Here is a 22,268-nt window from a genome sequence, read left to right on the forward strand (position 1 = left end):
GTGGATCAGCTCGGCACCGCCACGTGCCGAGCTGATCCACCCGCTGCCGAACGGATCCCTGCGACGGCGTCAGCGGACGCCCGAGACCTCCGCGTCGTCGAGGTCGGCGCCGTAGCGCTCCTGCTCGATCTCCTTGAGGCTCTTGCCGGCGGTGTCGGGGGTCCACACGACGCCGATGACGAGCGAGGCGACCAGGAGCGCGACCATGATGCCGCCGACGAACGGCACACCCTGCTCGGCGAGCATCGTCGGGAACAGGTAGCTGAGCAGGCCCACCGCGATGCGGGCGACGAAGAACAGCACGCCCTGCGCCGACGCGCGGTACGCGGTGGCGAACAGCTCGGCCGTCCACAGCGCGTAGAACGCCTGCGCGCCGATGCCGGCGGACACGCCCCACAGGACGGCGTACGCGATGAGCAGGGGCATCGAGACGTGCGGGACGAAGGCGAGGATCATCCACGCGGCGACGGCCATGACCGCGCCGATGCCGTAGAGCAGCCGGCGGCTCACCCGGTCGCCGTACCTCATGAAGCCCCAGAAGGTGGCGGCCGACGTCAGGCCCCACACCAGCACCTGCAGCAGGTTCTGCGCGACGGCGCTCTCGACGCCCGCGGTCTGGTAGACGCGGGGCATGAAGATGCCGGCCTGCCCGGCGACCGTGTTCCACAGGGCGTAGACGCCGACGAGGAACAGCAGCGCCTTGACGTTCTGCGGGTGCGAGATCAGCTCGCGGAAGCCGCGCCGCTTGCGGCCGAGGGCGACCTGCTTGGCGTTCGACCGCTTCCAGACGTCGGACTCGGCAAGCCCGCGCCGCACCCACCAGGTGACGAAGGCGATGACGAACAGGTGCGCGAAGATGATGCGGCTGCCCAGCAGGCCGAGCGGGACCAGCGCCGTCGCGAGCACGAAGCCGACGAACGGCCCGAGCGACCACGCGAGCTGGGCGGTGCCGACGTGCCGGGCACGCTGGTCGTCGGGGGCCTCCTCCGCGATGTACGTCCACGCCACGGGGACGCCCGCGCCCACGGCGATGCCGGTGAGGACGATGCCGACGAACAGCATCCACGGCGCCCCGGCGAACACGATGAAGGCCGTGCCGAGCATGTAGAGCAGCAGGTCGTAGGTGTAGATGAACTTGCGCCCGTACCGGTCGCCGAGCGGCCCGCCGATCATGGCGCCCACCGCCGCGCCGAACGCGTTGGCGCTCAGGGCCGCGGCGAGCCCGACGGCGAGGTTGCTCAGCCCGAAGTGCTCCTGCCAGAGCGTGAGGCTGGTGGCGAGCGCGATGATCGAGCCCGCCTCGATGTAGTTGGACATCGCGACCGCGACGGTCGCCCGGTAGCCGTGCAGGCGGGTCCCGCCGCCCTGCGTCGGGCGCGTCGCGCTGTGTGGTGTCGTCATCGACCGTGCCTTCCCTGCGTACGTCGTCGTGCCGAACGTCGTCTTTGAATCGTTTCAGGATCGAAGCGACGATACGCCGGGGCCCTCGGGGACGTCAAAGCCCGAGGTCGGGACCGCGCGACGCGGTCAGGCCGGGCGCACGGCCCGGTGCAGGGCGACGATGCCGCCGGTGAGGTTGCGGTAGGACACGCGGTCCCAGCCGGCGTCGATCATCCGGCGGCCGAGGGCCGCCTGGTCGGGCCAGCTCCGGATGGACTCGGCGAGGTAGTCGTAGGACCCTCGGTCGCGCGTCACGGCGCCCGCCACCACCGGCAGCGCGCGCATGAGGTACTCCATGTACACCGTGCGGAAGGGCGCCCAGGTGGGCGTGGAGAACTCGCAGATCACCACCCGCCCGCCGGGACGCACGACGCGCAGCATCTCGCGCAGGGCGGCGTCGGTGTCCACCACGTTGCGCAGCCCGAAGCTGATCGTCACCGCGTCGAACGCGCCGTCCGCGAACGGCAGCCGGGTGGCGTCGCCCGCGACGAACGACAGGTCCGGACGGCGCTCCTTGCCCACCGCGAGCATGCCGAGGCTGAAGTCGGACGGCACCACCAGCGCGCCGTCGGCGGCGAACGGCTCGCTCGAGGTGCCGGTGCCGGCCGCGAGGTCGAGCACCCGCTCGCCGGGGACGGCCGCGACGGCGTCCACCACCGCGCGGCGCCACCGCCGGTCCTGGCCCAGGGAGACGAGGTCGTTGACGAGGTCGTAGCGCTCGGCGATCCCGTCGAACATCGACGCGACCTCGGCGGGCTTCTTCTCCAGGCTGGCGCGGGACATGGACGTCATGGTCGCACGCACCGTTGACGCGCCGAGCGCCGCTCACCTACCGTCGCGGCAGAGGACGGCGCGGTGCCGTCGCTCCCTGGATCGGCAGACAGGACCACTGAGCCGGCGCGACGCGGCGCCGCTCCCCCGGTGCCGCCGCCATGGAGGCACCGATGAGCACCTGGATCAAGAACCCGCTGGCCGTCTTCACCGCCGACGACGGGCCCGACGCCCCCGACGCCCGCGGCGGCGTCGTCGTCGCGGGCGGCGTGATCACCGAGCTGGTCGCGGCGGGTGCGAGCCCGTCGGCACCGGTCGACGAGACGTTCGACGCGTCCGAGCACGTGGTCACGCCCGGCCTGATCAACACGCACCATCACTTCTACCAGACCCTCACGCGCGCCTGGGGGCCGGTCGCCGACGCCGAGCTGTTCCCCTGGCTCACCACGCTCTACCCGGTCTGGGCGCGCCTCACGCCCCGCGCTCACGAGCTCGCGACGAAGGTCGCGCTGACCGAGCTGCTGCTGTCCGGCTGCACCACGGCGGCCGACCACCACTACGTGTTCCCGGCGGGGCTGGACGACGCGATCGACATCCAGGTCGCGGCGGTCCGCGAGCTCGGGATGCGCGCCACGCTGACGCGCGGCTCGATGTCGCTCGGCACGGACGACGGCGGGCTGCCGCCGCAGTCCGTGGTGCAGGACCCGGACACGATCCTGGCCGACTCCGAGCGACTGATCTCCACGTACCACGAGCGGGGCGAGGGGGCGCGGGTGCAGATCGCGCTGGCGCCGTGCTCGCCGTTCTCGGTGACGCCCTCGACCATGCGCGACACCGCCGAGCTGGCCGAGCGGCACGACGTGCGCCTGCACACCCACCTGGCGGAGACGATCGACGAGGAGGACTTCCTGCGCGAGCGGTTCGGCATGCGCACGGTGGACTACCTCGAGTCGGTCGGCTGGCTCACCGACCGGGCCTGGCTGGGCCACGGCATCCACTTCGACGACGCCGAGATCGCCCGGCTCGGCGCGGCGGGCACCGGGGTGGCGCACTGCCCGACGTCGAACATGCGGCTCGCGTCCGGGATCGCACGGGTGCTGGAGCTGGAGGACGCCGGCGCGCCGGTGGGCCTCGGCGTGGACGGCTCCGCGTCGAACGACGCGTCGACGATGATGCCCGAGGCCCGCCAGGCGCTGTACCTGCAGCGGCTCAAGTACGGCGCCTCCGTGCCGGTCGCACGCGCCCTGGGCTGGGCCACGCGCGGCTCCGCGCGCGTCCTGGGGCGCGACGACCTCGGCGTGCTTGCCGTCGGCAAGCAGGCCGACCTCGCGCTGTGGCGGCTCGACGAGCCCCGCTTCTCGGGCTCGCACGACCCGGTCGCCGCGCTCCTGCTGTGCGGCGCGGACCGCGCCGACCGGGTGATGGTCGGCGGCGGGTGGCGCGTCGTCGACGGCGCGGTGGTCGGCCTCGACCTGCCGGCCCTCCTGGCCGAGCACCGCGAGGCGGCGCGCCGACTCGTCGCGGGCTGAGGCCGCAGAAGGTCCCAGATCCACCCCCCGGAAGGGGTTGACACAGATCACACTTGCCGGTCGAATAGTGGAAGGCTTCTTCCGCACACCGGAAGAGTGAAGACCATCGATAGCGAACGAGGAGGTCCGCTATGTCACGGTCCGCTACCACCCGCGCGGCGACCGGTCCCGCCCGCCCCGAGGACGAGCGCCTGCCGATCGGCGCGACGTTCGGGTACGGCTTCCAGCACGTCCTGACGATGTACGGCGGCATCATCGCCCCGCCGCTCATCGTGGGCGGCGCCGCCGGGCTCACCTCGGCGGAGATCGGCACGCTCATCGCCGCCTCGCTCTTCATGGGCGGCCTGGCGACGATCCTGCAGACGGTCGGGATCAAGTTCTTCGGCTCCCAGCTCCCGCTGGTGCAGGGCGTGTCGTTCGCCGGCGTCTCGACCATGGTCGCGATCGTCGGGGGCGGCGGCGGGATCCCCGCCGTCCTCGGCGCGGTGCTCGTCGCGTCGGCGATCGGGTTCCTCATCACGCCGTTCTTCGCCCAGATCATCCGGTTCTTCCCGCCCGTGGTCACCGGCGTCGTCATCACGACGATCGGCCTGACCCTCATGCCGGTGGCGGCGAACTGGGCGATGGGCGGGAACGCCGAGGCGCCCGACTACGGCTCCACGAGCAACATCGGGCTCGCGTTCCTCACCTTCGCGATCGTCATCCTGCTGTCCAAGGTGGGCTCCGGCGTCGTCTCGCGGCTGTCGATCCTCATCGCGATCGTCGCCGGCACCCTGATCGCGCTCGCCCTCGGGATGGCGGACTTCGCCGGCGTCGGCGAGGGCCCGGTGTTCGCGTTCCCGACGCCGTTCAGCTTCGGCGCGCCGACGTTCGAGGTCGCCGCCATCGTCTCGATGCTCATCGTCATCCTGGTGACGCTCACGGAGACGACCGCGGACATCATCGCCGTCGGCGAGATCGTCGGCACGAAGGTGGACCGCAAGCGGATCGCGAACGGCCTGCGCGCCGACATGGCGTCGTCCGTCGTGTCGCCGGTCTTCGGCTCGTTCACGCAGTCCGCGTTCGCCCAGAACGTGGGCCTCGTCGCGATCACCGGCGTGAAGTCGCGCTTCGTGGTGTCGGCCGGCGGCGTGATCCTCGTGGTCCTCGGCCTGCTGCCGGTGCTGGGCCGCGTCGTGGCCGCCGTCCCGACCCCCGTGCTCGGCGGCGCCGGCGTGGTGCTGTTCGGGTCGGTGGCGGCGTCGGGCATCCGCACCCTGGCCAAGGTCGACTACAAGAACTCGATGAACCTCATCATCGTGGCGGCGTCGATCTCGTTCGGCATGATCCCGATCGCGAAGCCCGACTTCTACGACCAGTTCCCCACGTGGTTCGGCACCATCTTCCACTCGGGGATCAGCTCGGCCGCGCTGATGGCGATCCTGCTGAACATCCTGTTCAACCACATCAAGGCCGGCACGCCCGAGAACCCCTCGGTCTTCGTCAAGGGCACCGCGAGCAAGGCCGTCGACGACGAGCAGCTCGAGGACCTCGCCGACGACGGCGTGCTCAACCGGTCCAACCGCCGGGAGGGCGAGGCGACCTCGAGGTGAGTCGTCGCCGCAGCACACGAGGCTGACCCTCGCACCGTGAGCGGGGCGTGGCGGACCGTCGGGCGTACCCTGGAGCCGATGTCCGCCACGCCCCTGCCGGCGCCGCGCCCCCTCCCGGGCACGACCACCGGCACCAGCCCCGATCCCGCGACAGCGCCGGCCACGGAGCCCCTCGCGCTCCTGGTCCGCACCTCCCGGATCGACGACCTTCCCGGCGGTCTCACCGCCCTCGTCGACCTCCTGCCGGACACCCGCCCGCTGAGCTGGGTGCGGCGCGGCGACGGCATCGTCGGCTGGGGCGAGGCGCTCCGCTTCGACACCTTCGGGCCCGGCCGGTTCGCCGACGCCGAGGCCGCCTGGCAGGCCACCCTCCAGCGGGCCGTGGTGCGCGACGACGTGCGCCTGCCCGGCACGGGGCCCGTCGCGTTCGGCACCTTCGCCTTCGACGACGCCGGCCAGCTCGACGACCAGGACGGCGACGACGCCGGCCACCCGCGGCCGGACGGGTCGCTCGTGGTGCCGCGCGTCGTCGTCGGGCGCCGTGCCGGCGTCACCTGGATGACCACCATCACCCCCGGCGCGAGCCTCGACGCCGTGCCGGGCACCGCCGCCCTGCGCCGCGAGCCGCGCACGGAGGTCGCCGCTCCCGGCCGCGTCCGTTTCGCCGACGGCGCCGTCGCCGCGGCGGACTGGCCCGCCGTCGTGCGCGAGGGCGTGGCCCGCATCCAGTCGGGAGACCTCGAGAAGGTGGTGCTGGCGCGCGACGTCCTCGCCACCACCGAGCACCCCCTGGACCCGCGGTGGCTGCTGCGCCGCCTCGCCGACCGCTACGAGGCCTGCTGGACGTTCTCCGTCTCCGGCATGGTCGGCGCCACCCCCGAGCTCCTGGTGCGCAGCGAGAAGGGGCTCGTGACCTCCCGCGTGCTGGCCGGCACCATCCGCCGCGAGGCCGGGATGTCGGACGACGACGCCCTGCTGCACGCGGCGCAGCTCGCCCGCTCCTCCAAGGACCTCGAGGAGCACGAGTACGCCGTGCGCTCCGTGGCGGCCGCGCTCGAGCCGTTCTGCTCGTCGATGAACGTGCCGGACGCCCCGTTCGTGCTGCACCTGCCGAACGTCATGCACCTCGCGTCCGACGTCACGGGAGTCCTCGACCGCGTCCTCGACCACGGCCGCGACGCGGCCGGGCGGGCGCCGTCCTCGCTCACCCTGGCGGCCGCGCTGCACCCGTCGGCCGCCGTGTGCGGGACGCCGACGAACGTCGCCCGCGACCTCATCCGCGAGATCGAGGGGATGGACCGGTCCCGCTACGCCGGTCCGGTCGGGTGGGTCGGCGCCGACGGCGACGGCGAGTGGGGCATCGCGCTGCGGTCCGCCGAGCTCTCGGCCGCCGACCCGCGGCACGTGCGGCTGTTCGCCGGCTGCGGCATCGTCGCCGCCTCCGACCCGGAGGCCGAGCTCGCCGAGTCCGAGGCGAAGCTCGTGCCCATGCGGTGGGCGCTCGGCGCGGACTGACGCCCGACGCCGAGGCGCCTACTCCTCCCAGACCTGCTCGCGGAAGCCGGACCAGACCTGCTTGTCCGAGGTGGCCCCCATGAGGCCGATCCGCGCGTCGGTCAGACCGAGCAGCATCTCGACCGGCGACGCGCCCGCCGCGATCTTCTCGCCCAGCTCGGCCCAGTCGTCCCCGTCGGGCAGGTCCGCGTGGATGGACGAGATGTACATCTGCGCGTCGCCCTCCATCGAGACGTAGTCCGCGTCGGTGACCGTGCCGCCGACCTTGCCGTTGTTGTCGGCGTAGGTCTTGAGCCAGAACCCCGGCACCTTGACGTAGTCGACGTTGATGCGCAGCGCGTCGCGTCGCGGACCGTCGTTCGTCACGGGCACGTTGACCACGTCGATGCCGTTGATGCCGGTGAGCGGCAGCTGCAGGTCCCGCGTCTCCAGCTCACCGTCGACGGAGAACACGTTGGCGTCCTCGCGCTTGCCACAGTCCCCCGGCAGCGAGACGTTGATGTCGTACTCGCCGCCGAACGTGATCCGCGCGCAGGGGCCGAGCTCGAGCTTGAACTCCTTCTCGACGTCGTCCTGCGCCTGCTCCTCGGCCGGGGTGTCCTCCTCGGCCTTGCCGTCCTTGTCGGCGTCCTTGCCGTCGGCGTCCTTCGCGTCGGAGCCCTTCGGGGCGTCGTCCTCCGCGCCGGACGCGTCGGCGGCCGTCCCGTCGCCGGCGGACGCGCCGTCGTCCGTCGCCCCGGTGCCGCTGTCGTCCGTGGCCTCGCCGGAACCGCCGGCGTCCTGAGACACGGACGGCGAGGGGCTGGGCGTCGACTCTTCGTCGTCGTCGCTGCCGCAGGCCCACTCGAGCCACCCCAGCGGGTCCCAGCAGTCCGACGCCGCGCGCACCTGCGCCGCGGGCGCCGCGGCCGCCTCGACCGCCGTCGTCCCCGTGCCCCCGAGGGCGAGCACGACGACCGCCGCGACGACGGCCACGTGCCGGCCGCCGCGGGCCGGCTCCTCGTCGAACGGCAGCAGCTCGGCGAGGCCGACCTCCTGCACCTCTCGCGGGTCGGCGGGCGCCGGGGCGGCGTCGCGGTCCGGCGCCGTCGCGGGCACGTCGTCCGCCGCAGGCTCCGCCTCGGCGGCCTCGGCCGCGGGCCGCGGCATCCACGAGACCGCGAGGATGCCGCCGACGACGCCGAGGACCATGCCGACGCCGAAGCCGCCCAGGTTCACGCCCAGCAGCGAGTAGACCGAGATCGCCAGCGTGATCACGCCGTAGAACACGCGGAACTGCGGCTGCGTCATCACGAGGGCGCCGAGGAGCACCAGCGCCACGGGCAGCAGCGTCGACTGCATGCCCTCGATGCCGAGCTGGATCTCGAAGTTGTCGATCTGCAGCCGGCCGGAGAACCACAGCACCAGGCCCGACAGGATCGCGAGCGTGCCGCCCCAGAAGGGCCGGTCCCGCCGCCAGGCGGCGAACCGCTGGCGGCGGGTGGCCGGCACCTCCGGGGTCGACACCGGGGACGGCACCGGGGCCGACGCCGCGGACGGCTCGGGGGACGTCTCGGGGATCGAGGTGTTCTCGTCGCTCACGCCTGGTCTCCCTGGTCGCCGGGGCCGCTCAGAAGCACTCGGTGCCGTCGGAGATCTTCAGGTGCAGGTCGGTGAGCTTGAAGACCGCGGCCGACGTGCTCGTCGAGACCTGCTTGAGGTCGTCGATGGTGATCGCGTCGGAGTCCATCGCGAAGTCGCCCTTGCTGCCGTGCGCCTTGGTGTTCACGGTGGAGGCGTCGACGCCGATCCGGATCTGGTTGAACTGCGCGGTGCCGCGCAGGTCGCTCATGCCGATCTGCAGGTCGGTCGCCGTGACCGGGTTCTTGGGGTTGGTCCCCGCGGAGATGAGCAGGCCCAGCGGCATGCCGGGGACCTTCACCGACTGGCACAGGTTGTGCAGCGTCGCGTCCTTGATGTTGGCGATCGCCACGGGGCGCGACTTGCCGTCGGCGTCCTTGGACTCGCCGGCGTACTGCGAGAAGCCGGTCCCGTCGAGCTTGTCGGCCGCGATCTTGAACTGCTGGCCCGAGATCGCCATCGACACCGGAACGGCGCCCTGGGCGACGCCGCCCATGAGAACGCCGATCACCGCCACCGTCGGGACCGCCGCGAGCATCGCACGGCCTCGACGCGTGCGCGTCAGTGCGCTGAGCTTCATTTCCCCTCCAACAGACGACATGGCGACCCCTGTGTCGCCGACGAGTGGCGACGGTACGCCCCTTACTGAGGCGGCGTCAATAGCAACGGTTGCCCGCGGCGCTTCACCCTGCGGGCGACGCCGTCACCTCGTGAAACGGCCATATGCTCGGGTCATGGCAGTCGCGCGACGCACCCGGATGAGCCCCGACGAACGCCGGCAGCAGCTCGTCGCGCTCGGGGTGGCCGCGCTGGCCGACCGGCCCCTGGAGGCCGTCACCGTCGAGGACCTCGCGGCGCAGGCCGGCGTCTCCCCCGGGCTCGTCCACTACTACTTCGGCAACCGCCAGGGCCTGCACTCCGCCATCGTCCGCACCGCGCGCGACGCGATGCTGCACGCCACGCAGCCGCGGCCCGAGCTGCCGCCGCGCGAACGCCTGCGCGACACCCTCGACCGGTTCGTGGAGTTCGTGCACGACCACGACGCGACCTTCTACTCGCTCGTGCGCGGCGCGGCCTCCGGCGACGAGCACGTGCGCGCCACCATCCAGCACGCGCGCGACGTGCTGGCCGGGCACCTGCGCGACGCCTTCCAGGAGATCGGCGTCGCCCCCACCCCCCTGCTCGAGGTCGCGCTGCACTCCTGGATCTCGTTCGCCGAGCAGGCGCTCGTCGAGGCCGCGACCGACCCCGACATCGCCCCGTCCGACCTCGCCGACTTCCTCGAGCGCAGCGCGCTCGGCGTCCTCGCCGCACTGCACCCCGCGGCCGACTGAGCCAACCCGCCGCGCTCCCCCTCGGACCCGCCGGTCCGCGCACGGCAAAGCCCCGCGGGCCGCGACGGGGAGGGGGAGTCGTCGCAGGCCCGCGGGGCTGCTGGTGCGGCCGGCCGGTGCGTGGACCGGCCGGCCGCGGCTCAGTTGTTGCCGCTGCCGCCCTGGAGCAGGTCCTCGAGCCAGCCGGGCAGGTTGCCCGGGTCGGTCGAGTCGGAACCGCCCTGGCCCTGGTCCTGACCGTTCTGGTCACCCTGGCCCTGGCCGTCCTGGCCCTGACCGTCCTGGCCGTTCTGGCCGTTCGGGTCCTGGCCGTTCTGGTCGTTCTGCCCCGAGCCGCCCTGATCCGTGGCCGACTCGTCGCGGACCGCGAGGGTCACGTCGACGGTCTGCGTCTTGCCGTCACGGACGTAGGTCAGCGTGACCTTCTGGTCGGCCGCCTTCTCCCGGACGTACGCGGTGAGCGACTCGGCGCCGTTGACGGCGTCGTCGTCGATCGCGACGATCACGTCGCCGGCCTGGAGACCGGCGTCCGCGGCGGGAGACCCGGACGACACCTCGGCCACCTGGGCGCCGCGGCGGGTGACTCCGTCGGCCGTGGCCGTCGCGTCCTGCATGGTCACGCCGAGGAAGGCGTGCTCCGCCGAGCCGTCCTTGATGAGCTGGTCGGCGATGTTGGTCGCGAGGTTCACCGGGATGGCGAACCCGAGCCCGATCGAGCCGGACTGCTCGCCGCTCATGCCGCTCGACATCGTCGCGATCGACGACGTGATGCCGATGACCTGGCCCTGCGCGTTGAACAGGGGGCCGCCGGAGTTGCCGGGGTTGATCGCCGCGTCGATCTGGATCGCGTTGGTGACGACCTGCGTGCTGCCGTCCTCCCCCGACGCCGAGACCGGGCGGTCCACCGCCGACACGATGCCCGTGGTGGCGGTGTTCGCCAGGCCCAGCGGGTTGCCGACGGCCAGCACGGCGTCGCCCACCGTGACGTCGTCGGACGAGCCGAACGACGCGGGCTTCAGGTCGTCCGGCGGGTTCTTCAGCTTGACGACGGCCAGGTCGGTGGTCGGGTCGGTGCCCACGATGGTCGCCTCGTACAGGCGGCCGTCGGACAGGGTGACCTGCACGGTGTCGTCCTGCGCGCCCGAGACGACGTGGTTGTTGGTGACGATGTGGCCCTGGTCGTCGAAGATCACGCCGGAGCCCTCGGCGCCGCCGGACTGGCTCTGCACCTGGATGGCGACCACGGACGGGGCCACGGCCGTCGTGACGGCCTCCCAGTCCGGGTTGCTCGAGGTCGAGTTCTTGACCGGGGCCTCGTCGGTGGACTGCGCGGACGAGCCGACGCTCGCCAGCGACGACGGGTTGCCCGCGTCGAACGCGCCGGTCGCCGCGGCGGTACCCAGGCTCGCGAGGACGGCCGCGATGACGGCCGCGCTGGCCACGGGGACCCAGACGGACCGCTCGCGCTTGGTGGCGGTCCCTCCCCCGGGCCCCTGCTGCGAGGACGTCTGGCCCAGGGCGTACGGGTTGCCCGGGCCCTGGCCGTACGGCTGGCCCTGCGGGTGCTGGCCCTGCTGCGGGTGCTGCGCCTGCGGGTGCTGACCCTGCTGCGGGTGCTGCGCCTGCGGGTACTGCTGCGGCGCACCCTGCGGGTGCTGCTGCGTGGAGTACGGCGACCCGGGAGCCATCTGCCCGTAGCGCGGCTGCTGGGCGCCGTGCTGCTGCGACGCCTGCTGCGGAGCGGGCGGCTGCGGGGGCCCCTGGGTGGGGAGCTGCTGGGTCGGCTGGACGATGAGGTGCTGGGTGTCCTGCGTGGCCGGCTGCGGCGCGGTGCGGTCCGCGGCGCCCGGCTGCTCGCCCGGCTGGACGGCCGGCCGCTCGGTCGGCTGCTCAGCGGGGTTCGCGCTCCGGTTCGGCTCGTCGGCGCCCGACGGCTGCGGTGCGCCCGGGGTGTCGGTGCTCATGGTGCCCTCCTCGATGTGTGCCTCCAGGAGACCACCCCATCCTGGCGGGGCGCTTGGTTCAACCTGAGAACTTCCTGCGAATCGTGTCGTCGCAGGTCAGAGCGCCTCCCGTACCGCGGCGGCGACGCGGGCCGCGAGATCTCGCGTCTCGGCGAGCCGGTCGGCGCGCGGCACGTGCACCTCGATCACCTGCACGCCGCACGTCGGCGCCTGGAGGGCGTGCCGCAGCGAGCCGACGTCGAGCACCAGCTGGTGGTCCACGCCGTAGCCGGCGCACAGCTGGGCGAGGTGGGCGCCGTGCGGCGTGCCGAAGACGCGCTCGAAGGTGGCGGCGCCCTGCGGGGACGACGTCGCGAGCTCGCCGTGCTCGAGCGTGGCGAAGATGGACCCGCCGTCGTCGTTCACCACGACGATCTCCAGGTCGACGGGCGGCTCGTGCGGGCCGCGCAGCAGGCCTCCGACGTCGTGCAGGAACGTGAGGTCGCCGACCAGCGCGCGCGTGCGGCGGCCCTGGCGGGCGGCGGCGTGCGCGACTCCCGTCGCGGTCGACACGGTGCCGTCGATGCCGGCCAGCCCGCGGTTGGCGAGCACGTCGGGCAGGTCGCCGGCCTGGGGGTGGTCCAGCCCGAGCACGAGGTCGAGGTCGCGCACGGGGTTGGACGAGCCGACCACGAGCAGGTCGTCGGGTCCGAGCACGGACGCGACGGCGCGCGCGACGGCGAGCGCGGCATGAGGGGCCGTCAGCAGCCCTTCGGCGACGGCGGCGTCCGAGGTCGCGGCGTCCACGACGGCGGCGGCCGCGCGTCCGGCGGCCAGCCACCGGTCGAGGAACCCGCCGCCGTCGCCGGCGCGGGCCCCGACGGGCGCCGTCGGCGACGACCACCGGTCGGCGAGCGCGGGGACGACGACCTCGGCGTTGCGGGCGGCGTCCGGCCACGGCCCGCCGCCCGGCGCGACGACCGTGACGACGACGTCGGGCCGCCCCAGCAGCCGCAGCACGGGGCGGGACAGCGTCGGGCGGCCGAAGACGACGACGTGCTCGACGTCGCGGGTGAGCTCGTCGACGCCCAGCACCGAGCGGTACGCCGCGACCGCGTTCGGCCCGCCGCACGCGCCCGACGACGGCTCGGCGAGCAACGGCCAGCCCTGCGCCTCGGCGACGGCGCGGGCGACAGGTCCCGCGCCGTCGCCCGCGACGACGAGCGTGCGCGCGGGGTCGCCGTGCAGCGCCGGGTCGTCGCCCGGCGCGGGGGCGGGGGGCACGACGGCCGTGCGGCGGAAGCCGGCGGGCCAGGTCTCCTCGGGCGGGACCGGCGCGAGCGGCTCCGGCGGGTGCAGCGGGTCGCGGAACGCGACGTTCACGTGCACGGGGCCGGGGTGCCCGTCGCGCAGTCCCTGCGCCGCCGCGAGCGCCCGGCCGAGCGTGCCGAGCAGGTCGCGCACCTCGCCCGCGCGCCCGTCCGGGGCGGGGAGGTCCACGTCGTACCGCACGGCGGTACCGAAGATCCCCACCTGGTCGGTGGTCTGGGAGGCGCCCGTGCCACGCAGCTCGTGCGGCCGGTCGGCCGCGAGCACCACGAGGGGCACGCCGGTGTGGTGCGCCTCGAGGACCGCGGGATGGAGGTTGGCGACGGCGGTGCCGGACGTCGTGACGACGGCCACCGGCCGCGGCAGCGCGACCTGCTCGCCGTCCCCGACGCCGCGGAGGACGGGCTCGGCCCCCCGCGACAGGCCCAGCGCGAGGAAGCCGGCGGACCGCTCGTCGACGCGCACGTGCAGCGTGAGCAGTCCCGTGTCCGCGGCCTCGGCGAGCGCGTACGCGAGCGGGGCGGACCGGGACCCCGGCGCCAGCACGACGTCCCGCACCCCCTGCAGCGCGAGGTCGGTCACGAGCGCCCGCGCCGCGACGAGCGACGGCGGCAGGACGGCGCTCATGCGGCTTCCTCGAGCAGGGCGGACAGACGCGCGTACCGGGCGAGCCAGCGCTCACGCGTCGCGGTGTCGGGCTCGGCCGCGGCGAGGGCGTCCGCGTCGGGTGCGGGACGGCGCACGAGCAGCGCGCCGTCCACCGGCAGCAGCGGGTCGGCGACGACGTCGTGGGCGAGGAGCTGCGACGTCGCGAGGCCGCAGGCGTAGGGCAGGTCGGGCAGCGCGGCCGCGAGCGCGACCCCGGCGGCGAGGCCGACGGACGACTCCAGCGCCGACGACACCACGACCGGCAGCCCCACCTGCTCGGCGAGGTCGAGGCAGGCGCGCACGCCGCCGAGCGGCTGCACCTTGAGCACGACGACGTCCGCGGCGTCCTCGCGCACCACCCGCAGCGGGTCGGCGGCGCGACGGATCGACTCGTCGGCGGCGACCGGGACGGGCGAGCGCAGCCCACGGCGCACGGCGGCCAGCTCCGGCACGGTGGCGCAGGGCTGCTCGACGTACTCCAGGCCACCGGCGGCGGCGTCGAGCACCGGGATGCGGGCGAGCGCCTCCTCGACGGACCAGCCGCCGTTGGCGTCCACCCGGATCGCCCCGACGCCGGGACCGTGCAGCTCGTCGAGGGCGGCGCGGACCGCGTCGACGCGGGCCTCCTCCGCCGTCAGCGGCTCGAGCGGGCCAGGTCGCCCGTCGACCGCGGGGCCGCGCTGCGCGACCTTCACCTTGGCGGTGCGGCAGCCGCCCGACGCGAGCACGATCTCGCGCGCCCGCTCGGGCCCGACGGCGGGCACGGTGACGTTGACCGGCACACGGTCGCGCACGGGGGCGGGGAAGCCGACGTCGGCCGCCTCGCGCGCGGCGCGCAGCCACGTCGCGGACTCCGCGTCGTCGTAGTCCCAGAACGGGGACAGCTCGCCCCAGCCGGCGGCGCCCCGCAGCAGCAGGCCGTCGCGCACGTCGAGGCCGCGGAACCTGGTGGTCAGCGGGGTGCGGTACACGATCTCACGCAGCAGCTGCACCCGTTCAGGTTACTGGCCGCCACGCGGGCCGGTGGCGGGACGCGGGCGCGCCGGGGCCCCGCCGACGCCCCCGCCCGGAGGTCGCCCTGCGGTCAGTCGGTGAAGTCCACCAGCTCCGGCACGTACGTCAACGGGCTCGGAGCAGGCCGGCCACCGATGCGCTCGGCGTCGCGGCGGACCGTCTCGGCGTCGTACACGAAGATCTCGTGCGCGACGTCCTCCGGGTCCACCACGTCGTCGTCCGGTTCCCGCACGCTCATGACCTCAGCGTGCGCCCGCCCGGTGCCGGCGCCGGGGAGGAGCCCGGGCGTGCCGCGACAGGAGCGAGCCCACGGTCCGCAGCGGTTGCAGGAGGCGACCAGGTACGAGACGGTCGGACGCCGTCCCACCTGGGTCGCACGGAGCCGACGTCGAAGTCACGGACGGGGTCATGCAGTGAACGAGCAATCGGACAAGGTCGAACATCGCGGCGCGAAGCGGCACGCGCACGACGCGGCGGACAGGGTCGGCCGCGCCCTCAGGTCGCCCACCGCCGAGGTGGTGCCGCACCCGGCCCTGGACTACCCGATCGGGATCGACGAGCAGCGGCGCAGTCCGATGGACTGGACCGTCTTCGGGGTCACCGCAGCCGTGGCCGTCGCCTTCCTCGTCTGGGGTTTCGTCGACACGGACAGCCTGGCGAGCGCCTCCAGCTCGGCCCTGGGCTGGGTGACCACGAACATGGGCTGGCTCTTCGTGCTGACCGCCAGCCTGTTCGTCGTGTACAGCCTGTGGCTGGCGATCAGCAAGTTCGGCGCCATCCCGCTCGGCGCCGACGGGGAGGCACCCGAGTTCCGCACGGTGTCCTGGGTGGCGATGATGTTCTCCGCGGGGATGGGCATCGGGCTGATCTTCTGGGGCGTCGCCGAGCCGCTCGCCCACTACGTGGACCCGCCGCCGGGCACCGTCGACGCCGGCGACCCCGAGGCCGTCCAGCACGCGATGTCCACCACGATGTTCCACTGGACCCTGCACCCCTGGGCGATCTACGCCGTGGTCGGGCTGGCGATCGCCTACAGCGCCTACCGCAAGGGCCGCAAGCAGCTGATCTCCTCGGTGTTCGAGCCGCTGCTGGGCCGGCACGCACGCGGCCCGGTCGGCAAGGTCATCGACATGCTCGCGATCTTCGCGACGCTGTTCGGGTCGGCCGCCTCGCTCGGGCTGGGTGCGCTGCAGATCAAGAGCGGCCTGCAGGTCGTCGGCTGGGCCGGCGACGTGGGCAACGGCATCCTGGTCGCGATCATCGCGGTGCTCACGGTCTGCTTCGTGCTCTCGGCGGTCTCGGGCGTCGCCCGCGGCATCCAGTGGCTGTCGAACATCAACATGGTGCTGGCCCTGGCGCTGGCGGTGTTCGTCTTCGTGGTCGGGCCGACGGTGTTCATCCTGAACCTCATCCCGAACTCGATCGGCACCTACTTCCAGGACCTGGCGATGATGGCGGCCCGGACCGGCGCCGACAGCGCCTCGACCCCCGGCGGTGTCTCCACCAGCGACTGGCTGGCGCAGTGGACCGTCTTCTACTGGGCCTGGTGGATCTCGTGGACGCCCTTCGTCGGCATGTTCATCGCCCGGATCTCCCGCGGCCGGACGATCCGCCAGTTCGTCGGCGGTGTCCTCCTGGTGCCGAGCCTGGTCACCATCGTGTGGTTCTGCGTCTTCGGTGGCGCGAGCCTCTTCCTCCAGAAGGGCGGCACCGACATCGCCGGCGCCGGGGAGACGGAGGCGCAGCTGTTTGGGATGCTCGGCGAGTACCCGTGGCAGTCGCTCACCACGGTGGTCGTGATGATCCTGGTCGCGATCTTCTTCGTCTCCGGTGCGGACGCCGCCTCCATCGTCATGGGCACGCTGTCGCAGCGCGGCAGCGCCGAACCGAGTCGCCCCAACGTCGTCTTCTGGGGCGTCGCGACGGGTGCGGTCGCCGCGGTGATGCTGCTCGTGGGCGGGAACGACGCGCTCACCGGCCTCCAGAACCTCACCATCCTGGTCGCTCTGCCGTTCGTGGTCGTGATGGTGCTGCTGATGGTCTCGCTGACCCGGGACCTCAACCAGGACCCCATGATCGTGCGGCAGAAGTACGCCCGGGAGGCCGTCAAGCAGGCCGTCATCGCCGGCGTCACCGAGCACGGGGACGAGTTCGCGATCGCGGTCGAACCCTCCGACCGGCCGATCACGCCCGACGGCATCGAGGTGCCCGCCGAGGTCGATCTCCCTGGCGACGTGGTGGCCCGCGCGGAGCCCACCGACAGGGCCGACCGCGACGCCGGGGAGCCGCAGCCCTGACGCGGACGGCGCCGGACCCCTCCGGCGCCGGGCACCCTGGGCGGCTACCCGCGAGCCCCGGCGCCTCCGGCGGCCGACCGGAGCACCTCGACGACCCGCGGCACGGCCGAGCCCTGCACCCGCGCGGCGCCCACGACGACGCCCCAGGACCCGGCGTGCGCCGACGTGCCGGACAACGGCTCGGCGGGGACGTCCACGGCTCGCAGGGCCGACACCGCCGTCGCCTCGGCGGCGGCGTCCGGCAGCCGCACGACGAGGTGCAGTCCGGCGGCGACTCCCTCGACGGGGAGGTGCGGCGCGTCCCGCGCGAGCGCGTCGAGCAGGAGCCCTCGACGGCGCCGGTACGCCAACCGTGCCCGGCGCAGGTGCCGCGCGTACGCGCCGTCGGCGATCAGCCGGGCGAACGCGGCCTGCTCCGGCACCGAGCAGCCGAGGTCGGCGCGGCGCTTGGCGTCGACGAGCGCGTCACGCACCCCGGGCGGCGCGACCACCCAGCCCAGCCGCAGCGCCGGGGACAGCAGCTTCGACACCGAGCCGAGCAGGGCGACGTGCGCGGGGGCCAGCCCCCGCAGGGCGCCGACGGGCTGCCGGTCGTACCGGAGCTCGGCGTCGTAGTCGTCCTCCAGCACCAGGCGGTCGCCGTCCTGCGCCCAGGCGACCAGCTCGCGACGCCGGTCGGGCGCCAGCACCACCCCGAGCGGGAACTGGTGGGCCGGCGTCACGACCGCCGCCGCGGCGTCGGGTAGGGCGTCGGTCCGCAGCCCGCGGTCGTCGACGGGCACCGGGACGATCTCCAGGCCGGCGTCGCGCAGCTGCGCGACGACCCCGGGCGACGCCGGGTCCTCGACGACCACCCGCCGACCGCCGCCCCCGCCCGCGAGCACGTCGCCGAGCAGCGCCAGCCCCTGCGCGACGCCGCTCACGATCACCACGTCCTCGGCCTCGACCGGGGCGGCGCGCGCGGTCCGCAGGTGCGCGGCGAGCGCGTGGCGCAGCTCGAGCAGGCCCTGCGGGTCCGGATAGCCCAGCTCCGCGTCGGGCAGCCCGCGCATCGCGTCGCGCACGGCGCGCGACCAGGCCGCGCGGGGGAAGAGCGCCGGGTCGGGCGCCCCGACGCTGGCCGGGCGATCGGTCCCGCCGCCGGGGCGCGCGGGCCGGGCCGTCGTGCCGCGCGGCGGCCGGTCGAGGTCGGCGACGACGACGCTCGAGCGCGGGCGGCTCTCCAGCACCCCCTCCCCCACGAGCTCGTCCACGGCCGCCGCCACCGTGCCCCGCGAGACGCCCAGCCCGGCCGCCGCGGAGCGCGACGACGGCAGGGTCGCCCCGGCCTCCAGCCGCCCCGTCGCGACGGCGTCCCGCAGGCCGTCGCGCAGCCAGCCGCCGACCTCGGTCCGCGGGCGCGCGCCGAGCACGAGGAGCAGGTCCTCCGGCTGCAGCCGCCTCATCGAGCCACGCTCCTCCTCCGGCCACGACCCGCATCGGGCCACACCTCGTCTGGCCCAGTGAACCAGGACCGAACTGGCCCTGCCCACCGGACCAGGTGAGTTCGTAGCGTCGACCGCATGACCACCTCGACCGACCCCGCCGGCGTCACCGGCGCGTCACCCCGCACGGACGGCCTCGCCGGCGCGTACGCCCGCAGCGCCGCCGCGATGGCGCTCGTGGGCGCGTCGTTCACCGCCTCCGCCGCGCTCGCCGACTACCCGGTGCCGGGCGGGCAGGCGGTGCGCTACGCCGTCGCCGCCCTGTGCCTGCTCGCCGTGATGCGGTGGCGACGGGTCGCGTTCGTGCTGCCCAGCCCGCGCCAGGCCGCCCGCCTGCTGGCGCTCGCGGCCACGGGCCTCACCGGGTTCAGCGCGTTCGTCGTCCTCGCCACCCGGCACGCCGAGCCCTCGCTGGTGGGGGCGGTCGTGGGCGCCACGCCCGTCGTGCTGGCCGGGGCGCAGGCCGTCCGGGAACGGCGCCTCGCCCCCCGGACGCTCGCGGCGGCGGTCGTCGTGACGGCGGGGGTGGCGCTCGTCGAGGGCCTCGGGTCGGCCGACCCGCTCGGCCTGCTGCTCGCCGTCGGCGCGCTCGCGTGCGAGGCGGCGTTCTCGCTGCTCGCCGTGCCGCTGCTGCCCACGCTGGGACCGCTGCGCGTCTCGGCGTACGCCTGCGTCGCGGCGGTCCCGCAGCTCCTGGTGCTGGGCCTGCTCGCGCCCGGGCCTCTGCTCGCCGTGCCCGACGGCGGCGAGCTCGCGGCCCTGGCCTACCTGTCCGTCGTCGTCACCGCGGTCGCCTTCCTGCTCTGGTACACCGGGCTCGCCCGGGTCGGCCCCGCCCGCGCCGGGCTCTTCGCCGGCCTGATGCCGGTCGCCGCCCTGGTGACGTCGCTCGCGCTGGGCGTCGAGGCGCCGACGGCGCACGGCGTCGCGGGAGCGCTCGTCGTGGCGGCGGGGCTCGTGCTGGGGCTGACGTCCCGGCGACGAACTAGGGTGACGGCGTGAGCAGCGCACCCCTCCCCCGGACCGTCTCCCACACGTTCGACCCCGCGCGGTGGCGCGAGGTGTCCGGGTTCGAGGGCCTCACCGACCTCACCTACCACCGCGGCGTGGAGCGCGACGCCGACGGCGCCGTCGTCCGCGACCTGCCCGTGGTGCGCGTCGCGTTCGACCGCCCCGAGGTGCGCAACGCCTTCCGGCCGCACACCGTCGACGAGCTCTACCGCGTGCTCGACCACGCCCGCATGACCTCCGACGTCGGCACGGTGCTGCTCACCGGCAACGGGCCGTCCCCGAAGGACGGCGGCTGGGCGTTCTGCTCCGGCGGCGACCAGCGCATCCGCGGCCGCTCCGGGTACCAGTACACGACCGCCGACGACGGCGGCGGCGAGGAGCACGGCACGGACGCCGTCGACCCGGCCCGCGCCGGGCGGCTGCACATCCTCGAGGTGCAGCGACTCATCCGCACGATGCCCAAGGTCGTCATCGCCGTCGTGGACGGCTGGGCCGCGGGCGGCGGGCACTCGCTGCACGTCGTGGCGGACCTGTCGATCGCCTGCCGCCAGCACGGACGGTTCAAGCAGACCGACGCCGACGTCGGCTCGTTCGACGGCGGCTACGGGTCGGCGTACCTGGCCCGGCAGGTGGGGCAGAAGCGCGCGCGGGAGATCTTCTTCCTCGCGCGCGAGTACTCGGCGGACGACGCCGAGCGCTGGGGAGGCGTCAACGAGGTGGCCGAGCACGACGACCTCGAGGGCCTCGCCGTCGAGTACGCGCGCACCATCGCCGGCAAGTCGCCGCAGGCGGTCCGGATGCTGAAGTTCGCGTTCAACCTCGCCGACGACGGCCTCATGGGTCAGCAGGTCTTCGCCGGCGAGGCCACGCGCCTCGCCTACCTCACCGACGAGGCCGTCGAGGGCCGCGACGCCTTCCTCGAGAAGCGCGACCCCGACTGGTCGCGCTTCCCGTACGCGTTCTGACCTGGCGCGATCCCTTCCGCGCCCGCAGGGACGCCCTGGCGTCGGGGGCCGGCGCCACACCTGGACCTGTGACCCGCCGCCGGGCACGTCCCCGGATCTCACCCGCGCGCTCGGACGACGCGGACACCCGGGCCTCCGGACCGCCGGTAGCCTCCCGTCATGCCTCCGAGGTTCCGTCGCGCCGAGCCGATGACCACCTTCGAGCTCGTGCCGGACGACGAGCTCGAGGACTGGCCCGCTCCGGCCCCCGACGACCCGGAGCCCGGCCGGGCGCGACGGCTGCTGGCCGCCCTGCGCGTCCGCGCCGCCGCCCGCTGGCGCGCTCTGTCCCGCCGCGGCCGCGTCGCCGTCGCGGCCGGGACCGCCGTCGTCGTGGTCGCCGCGGCCGGCGCCGCCGTCACCCCGGGGATCCTGGAGGCCCGGGGCGAGAGGCTGCGCGCCGAGGCCGTCCAGGGCCTCCCGGGCGCGGTCGACGACCTGTCCGAGCCGTTGGCCGGGACGTGGCGGCTCACGAACGGCAGCGGCGCCCTGGCGGCGCTGCGCGGCGGCCTCGTGCTCACGACCGAAGGGACGGCCGTGGCGGCGCTCGACGCCGGCAGCGGCCGCGAGACGTGGCGGCAGGACGTCGGGCCCTTCCCGACGTGCGGCCCGCAGCGGGGCTACCGGAGCGACTCGGTCCCGCCCGCCGACGTCGTGGTCTGCCTCAGCGGCGACCCGGACGACCGCACCGTCACGGTGCTCGACGCGGCCGGCGGGGTCGTCGGCGAGCGGTCGATCGGCCCGGCACGGATCGACACGTTCAGCGACGGGACCCCGGACGGAGCCCCGGTGGTGGTGCCCGCAGCCGCCGGCGCGGTCGCGGTGGTCGACGACATCACCGACGCCACCGCGCCCTGGCCCGCGGACGACCTGCCCGACGCGGACACCCTGCGGAAGCTCCGCGCCGACGGCTGGCGCGACCCGACGCTGCGCCTGGAGGACGCTCTCACCGGCGAGGTGCGGGGCGAGGCGACCGTGCGCCTCCGGCCGGAGGACCTCGGCGAGTGCGGGATGACGCAGGACGAGGACAGCGACCCCGAGCTGATGACGGAACCCATGGTCGACGCGTCTCCGTCGAGCACGACGCTCTCCGTGTGCGGCGCCTCGGTCGTCGTCACCCCCGACGGCGTCGTCCTCGACACCGGCGTGGACGACCGGTGGGCGATACCGCTGCCGGGCGGGGGTCTCGTCTCCGTGGGCGAGGAGAGCACCGTGCTCGACGAGGACGGGACGGTCGTCGCGACGGTGCCGGGCTACCTGCTCCCGCCGGTCCTGGACGACGACCCCGACGGCCCCTTCCTCGTGCTCGCGGGCCAGGACGACGTCGACGACGAGCTGCGGCTCAGCGCGGTCGACGCGGACGGAGCCGAGGCGTGGGATGCCACGGCCGACGGCCTCGAGGGCGTCCTCGCCCGCGTGGCGGGCGTGGTCGTCGTGCAGACCCAGGGGGGCCTCGTCGGCCTCGACGCGGGAACCGGCGCCCAGGTCTGGGCCCGCGACAACCTGCTCCGGCGTTCGGCCGACGGCTCGGGCGACTGGTTCGCCGGGGCGGTCACGGACGGCACCCGCCTGCTGTTCGGCGTCAGCGGCAACGGCGAGCACCACCGGCTGGTCGCCCTCGACCTCCGGGACGGCTCCACGGTGTGGGAGCGGGAGGAGACGGGCTTCCTCGAGTGGCTGACGGCGATCGAGGGGCACGCGGTCGCGTTCGACGACGTCGTGCACGGCCTGGGCTGA

17 protein-coding genes are annotated in these 22,268 nt (G+C 74.5%); 8 read left to right on the top strand and 9 right to left on the bottom strand.

Annotation, left to right across the window (positions count from 1 at the left end; genetic code table 11):
- Positions 1 to 69 precede the first annotated feature (69 nt).
- Positions 70 to 1,401 (bottom strand): MFS transporter, encoded by a 1,332-nt coding sequence (locus tag ACFVS0_RS13865; protein ID WP_430588282.1) that lies wholly within the window; start codon positions 1,399 to 1,401, stop codon positions 70 to 72.
- Between the two features lie 126 nt (positions 1,402 to 1,527).
- The gene (locus ACFVS0_RS13870; RefSeq protein WP_430585326.1) at positions 1,528 to 2,223 is read right to left on the bottom strand and encodes a demethylmenaquinone methyltransferase; all 696 of its coding nucleotides are present in this window, start codon (positions 2,221 to 2,223) and stop codon (positions 1,528 to 1,530) included.
- 161 nt (positions 2,224 to 2,384) lie between these two features.
- Here ACFVS0_RS13870 and ACFVS0_RS13875 point away from each other — a divergent pair, with 161 nt between their 5' ends.
- From ACFVS0_RS13875 to ACFVS0_RS13885, 3 genes are all read left to right on the top strand, one after another.
- A complete protein-coding gene (locus ACFVS0_RS13875; RefSeq protein ID WP_430588283.1) occupies positions 2,385 to 3,740 on the top strand; it encodes an 8-oxoguanine deaminase in 1,356 nt (451 codons plus the stop codon).
- A 131-nt stretch (positions 3,741 to 3,871) separates the two neighbouring features.
- Positions 3,872 to 5,332 (top strand): nucleobase:cation symporter-2 family protein, encoded by a 1,461-nt coding sequence (locus ACFVS0_RS13880; RefSeq protein ID WP_430550584.1) that lies wholly within the window; start codon positions 3,872 to 3,874, stop codon positions 5,330 to 5,332.
- Positions 5,333 to 5,410: 78 nt separating this feature from the next.
- A complete protein-coding gene (locus tag ACFVS0_RS13885) occupies positions 5,411 to 6,847 on the top strand; it encodes an isochorismate synthase MenF (protein ID WP_430588284.1) in 1,437 nt (478 codons plus the stop codon).
- An 18-nt stretch (positions 6,848 to 6,865) separates the two neighbouring features.
- Here the strand turns inward: ACFVS0_RS13885 and ACFVS0_RS13890 are convergent, their stop codons facing one another.
- On the bottom strand, positions 6,866 to 8,428 hold the full coding sequence (locus ACFVS0_RS13890) for a DUF6114 domain-containing protein (RefSeq protein WP_430588285.1): 1,563 nt from the start codon (positions 8,426 to 8,428) through the stop codon (positions 6,866 to 6,868).
- A gap of 28 nt (positions 8,429 to 8,456) precedes the next feature.
- Entirely contained in the window at positions 8,457 to 9,047 is a 591-nt protein-coding gene (locus tag ACFVS0_RS13895; RefSeq protein WP_430550587.1) for a DUF6230 family protein, read from the bottom strand.
- Between the two features lie 154 nt (positions 9,048 to 9,201).
- On the opposite strand from ACFVS0_RS13895, the gene ACFVS0_RS13900 reads away from it, so the two are divergent.
- Positions 9,202 to 9,801 (top strand): TetR/AcrR family transcriptional regulator, encoded by a 600-nt coding sequence (locus ACFVS0_RS13900; RefSeq protein ID WP_430550588.1) that lies wholly within the window; start codon positions 9,202 to 9,204, stop codon positions 9,799 to 9,801.
- A gap of 140 nt (positions 9,802 to 9,941) precedes the next feature.
- Here the strand turns inward: ACFVS0_RS13900 and ACFVS0_RS13905 are convergent, their stop codons facing one another.
- The 4 genes from ACFVS0_RS13905 to ACFVS0_RS13920 all read right to left on the bottom strand — a co-directional run bounded on the left by ACFVS0_RS13905 (position 9,942) and on the right by ACFVS0_RS13920 (position 14,973).
- A complete protein-coding gene (locus ACFVS0_RS13905) occupies positions 9,942 to 11,765 on the bottom strand; it encodes a trypsin-like peptidase domain-containing protein (RefSeq protein WP_430588286.1) in 1,824 nt (607 codons plus the stop codon).
- A 96-nt stretch (positions 11,766 to 11,861) separates the two neighbouring features.
- A complete protein-coding gene (gene menD, locus ACFVS0_RS13910) occupies positions 11,862 to 13,700 on the bottom strand; it encodes a 2-succinyl-5-enolpyruvyl-6-hydroxy-3-cyclohexene-1-carboxylic-acid synthase (protein ID WP_430588287.1) in 1,839 nt (612 codons plus the stop codon).
- On the bottom strand, positions 13,697 to 14,713 hold the full coding sequence (locus ACFVS0_RS13915; RefSeq protein WP_430588288.1) for an o-succinylbenzoate synthase: 1,017 nt from the start codon (positions 14,711 to 14,713) through the stop codon (positions 13,697 to 13,699). Before ACFVS0_RS13915 ends, menD begins: the two co-directional genes overlap by 4 nt.
- A 92-nt stretch (positions 14,714 to 14,805) precedes the next feature.
- Entirely contained in the window at positions 14,806 to 14,973 is a 168-nt protein-coding gene (locus ACFVS0_RS13920) for a hypothetical protein (RefSeq protein WP_430550592.1), read from the bottom strand.
- 337 nt (positions 14,974 to 15,310) lie between these two features.
- Between ACFVS0_RS13920 and ACFVS0_RS13925 the strand changes: the two genes are divergently transcribed.
- Entirely contained in the window at positions 15,311 to 17,032 is a 1,722-nt protein-coding gene (locus ACFVS0_RS13925; RefSeq protein WP_430585353.1) for a BCCT family transporter, read from the top strand.
- A gap of 44 nt (positions 17,033 to 17,076) precedes the next feature.
- Here the strand turns inward: ACFVS0_RS13925 and ACFVS0_RS13930 are convergent, their stop codons facing one another.
- Positions 17,077 to 18,477 carry a PLP-dependent aminotransferase family protein gene (locus tag ACFVS0_RS13930; RefSeq protein WP_430588289.1) on the bottom strand — a complete coding sequence of 467 codons (1,401 nt, stop codon included), beginning with the start codon at positions 18,475 to 18,477 and terminating at the stop codon, positions 17,077 to 17,079.
- Between the two features lie 117 nt (positions 18,478 to 18,594).
- Between ACFVS0_RS13930 and ACFVS0_RS13935 the strand changes: the two genes are divergently transcribed.
- The 3 genes from ACFVS0_RS13935 to ACFVS0_RS13945 all read left to right on the top strand — a co-directional run bounded on the left by ACFVS0_RS13935 (position 18,595) and on the right by ACFVS0_RS13945 (position 22,268).
- Positions 18,595 to 19,518 carry a DMT family transporter gene (locus ACFVS0_RS13935; protein WP_430588290.1) on the top strand — a complete coding sequence of 308 codons (924 nt, stop codon included), beginning with the start codon at positions 18,595 to 18,597 and terminating at the stop codon, positions 19,516 to 19,518.
- The gene (locus ACFVS0_RS13940) at positions 19,515 to 20,492 is read left to right on the top strand and encodes a 1,4-dihydroxy-2-naphthoyl-CoA synthase (RefSeq protein WP_430588291.1); all 978 of its coding nucleotides are present in this window, start codon (positions 19,515 to 19,517) and stop codon (positions 20,490 to 20,492) included. The genes ACFVS0_RS13935 and ACFVS0_RS13940 overlap by 4 nt, the downstream gene beginning before the upstream one ends.
- A 159-nt stretch (positions 20,493 to 20,651) precedes the next feature.
- Entirely contained in the window at positions 20,652 to 22,268 is a 1,617-nt protein-coding gene (locus ACFVS0_RS13945) for a PQQ-binding-like beta-propeller repeat protein (protein WP_430588292.1), read from the top strand.

Origin of the sequence: Isoptericola sp. NPDC058082 (genome assembly GCF_042885055.1) — a bacterium.
Classification (GTDB): domain Bacteria; phylum Actinomycetota; class Actinomycetes; order Actinomycetales; family Cellulomonadaceae; genus Isoptericola.

Bases quoted from the DNA above. Each gene is read 5' to 3' on its own strand.
- ACFVS0_RS13930 (WP_430588289.1), bottom strand. From the start codon at position 18,477: ATGAGGCGGCTGCAGCCGGAGGACCTGCTCCTCGTGCTCGGCGCGCGC.
- ACFVS0_RS13905 (WP_430588286.1), bottom strand. From the start codon at position 11,765: ATGAGCACCGACACCCCGGGCGCACCGCAGCCGTCGGGCGCCGACGAG.
- ACFVS0_RS13895 (WP_430550587.1), bottom strand. From the start codon at position 9,047: ATGAAGCTCAGCGCACTGACGCGCACGCGTCGAGGCCGTGCGATGCTC.
- ACFVS0_RS13900 (WP_430550588.1), top strand. From the start codon at position 9,202: ATGGCAGTCGCGCGACGCACCCGGATGAGCCCCGACGAACGCCGGCAG.
- ACFVS0_RS13885 (WP_430588284.1), top strand. From the start codon at position 5,411: ATGTCCGCCACGCCCCTGCCGGCGCCGCGCCCCCTCCCGGGCACGACC.
- ACFVS0_RS13880 (WP_430550584.1), top strand. From the start codon at position 3,872: ATGTCACGGTCCGCTACCACCCGCGCGGCGACCGGTCCCGCCCGCCCC.
- ACFVS0_RS13920 (WP_430550592.1), bottom strand. From the start codon at position 14,973: ATGAGCGTGCGGGAACCGGACGACGACGTGGTGGACCCGGAGGACGTC.
- ACFVS0_RS13870 (WP_430585326.1), bottom strand. From the start codon at position 2,223: ATGTCCCGCGCCAGCCTGGAGAAGAAGCCCGCCGAGGTCGCGTCGATG.
- ACFVS0_RS13945 (WP_430588292.1), top strand. From the start codon at position 20,652: ATGCCTCCGAGGTTCCGTCGCGCCGAGCCGATGACCACCTTCGAGCTC.
- ACFVS0_RS13865 (WP_430588282.1), bottom strand. From the start codon at position 1,401: ATGACGACACCACACAGCGCGACGCGCCCGACGCAGGGCGGCGGGACC.
- menD (WP_430588287.1), bottom strand. From the start codon at position 13,700: ATGAGCGCCGTCCTGCCGCCGTCGCTCGTCGCGGCGCGGGCGCTCGTG.
- ACFVS0_RS13935 (WP_430588290.1), top strand. From the start codon at position 18,595: ATGACCACCTCGACCGACCCCGCCGGCGTCACCGGCGCGTCACCCCGC.
- ACFVS0_RS13875 (WP_430588283.1), top strand. From the start codon at position 2,385: ATGAGCACCTGGATCAAGAACCCGCTGGCCGTCTTCACCGCCGACGAC.
- ACFVS0_RS13925 (WP_430585353.1), top strand. From the start codon at position 15,311: ATGGACTGGACCGTCTTCGGGGTCACCGCAGCCGTGGCCGTCGCCTTC.